Annotated in this window: 2 protein-coding genes; both read left to right on the top strand. The window is 45.6% G+C overall.

Going from position 1 to position 1,639, the window contains the following annotated elements; all coding sequences use genetic code 11:
• On the top strand, positions 1 to 732 hold a 732-nt coding region (locus tag D0T84_RS22155), incomplete at its 5' end, for a DUF1566 domain-containing protein (RefSeq protein ID WP_163310087.1).
• 116 nt (positions 733 to 848) lie between these two features.
• Positions 849 to 1,340 carry a hypothetical protein gene (locus tag D0T84_RS22150; protein ID WP_163310086.1) on the top strand — a complete coding sequence of 164 codons (492 nt, stop codon included), beginning with the start codon at positions 849 to 851 and terminating at the stop codon, positions 1,338 to 1,340.
• The last annotated feature ends 299 nt before the right edge of the window (positions 1,341 to 1,639 follow it).

Here is a 1,639-nt window from a genome sequence, read left to right as displayed (position 1 = left end):
AGTACATCGTGGGCAACGGGAACCGACCTGAGCGGTACATTCACCGTATCGGTAAAATACCGTGACGACCTGAACAAGCCAAGTGCCGAGAACGGCGCTGGCGGCTTAGACCGCAAAGATGCATTGACCGCCGAATTGTATGTGATGTATAACAACAAAGCGGACGGCTCGGGTGATAATGTGATGCTAAAGCTTAATATATCGGTTCAGGATTGTGCCTGTTGCCCGGGATACCTGGCTGTTGGTGGGGAGTATACGGTGTTGCCGTCTGCTCTGGATAAGGATGGTTATCTGAGTTATACAACGAATACCCAAAAATTCGATCTGATATCTGCTAAGTTTGAGGCTACTGGTAAGGACGTTTGCTTCTACAAGACCGATGCCCTTAATGCGAAAGGTGTGTCTACATCTGACACATGGAATAATGCTGCCGGTAAAGATGGATGCGGTAACGGTTTCGTAGGTGCTCTCAGTTACATCGATGCCGAACACCGCAGTATGGGTTGGAGGCTTCCTACCGTAGTCGAGTTGGGCGCATTGCAAAGCATCCACAATGCACTGTCTACTCAGCCTACTTCCGCACCCGACACTCAGAACCTGCGTACTACCACCTACTGGAGTAGTACCGAGTACAGTGGTACCGCCGCATGGAACTGGTACTTCTTCGGCCCGTATGCGAGCAGGGGCAATAAGACGACCACCTACTATGTGCGTTGTGTCAGGAGTTTTTAACTATTTAACAATTTAACAATTTCGACTCCGTCGATTTTCTAATCTTGCTACGCTTTAGGCGTAGCAAGATTAAATACCGCGAAGCGGTCGAAAAAAATTTTGAAAAAAACAAATAAATGACAATCTCAGAAAAATTGGCTTATATCGGCTTCGACCAGGTCCGTTTTTATAAAGAAGGTGTATTTTGGGTTGCTTATGAGCAAAGTGCTTACTATGTGTGGCTACAGAAGTCGTATAAGGCTACCCGTAAATATATGAAATGTCTCAATTCGGATGTTATCAGTATCGGTTTTCCCGAAAATGCCCTGAAGAGTTTCGAATCGGATGCTTTGTCCCGGTCAGTGGATAATCCGAATATTTGCATATTGCATTTGGATTCACCTATCGACGAACAGGCCTTTATCGAATGGCGCGGGCAGGTTCCGTTACAGGAGAAAGCCCCCCTTAATCCCCCCGTAGGGGAAAAATTAAATACTCCCTTTGGGGAGGTGGGAGGGGTTTCGGATAGCGATATAATAGAAATGCTTAGGCAATTTCCTCTCGACCGCCGTACTCCCATAGAGTGTATGCAGTTTGTTTCAGAGATGAAGTCAAAAGCCGGATTGTAATAATCATCCGGTATTATCCCTGTGGTGATTGGTTTTATCACAGGGAGCAAATGTAGCCTCGCGATTCCCCCACAGGGGAGAAGTTTATCCCTTGAGGGGAGATTGTGAGAGGCTTTGGGTCAACCCCGCTCTTGTCATCATGGCAGAAAATTAAAGAAAGGATTTCATTCCAATAGCGTCCTAAATAAAAAGTGAGAGGTTTTCGTTTTCTGTTCCTTAAAGTTACCTTTGAGGTGCAACACAAAAAACGAACCTCTCATGGCAAAAATAACATTATTCGCTCAAATTCTTAGCAAACT

The organism is Dysgonomonas sp. 521 (genome assembly GCF_010501055.1).
Classification (GTDB): domain Bacteria; phylum Bacteroidota; class Bacteroidia; order Bacteroidales; family Dysgonomonadaceae; genus Dysgonomonas.
Note: the sequence above shows the minus strand (reverse complement) of the source record. Positions and strands in the feature narration are given on the sequence as shown.

Excerpts from the sequence above, each read along its gene's own strand:
- D0T84_RS22150 (WP_163310086.1), top strand. The coding sequence starts at position 849 with ATGACAATCTCAGAAAAATTGGCTTATATCGGCTTCGACCAGGTCCGT.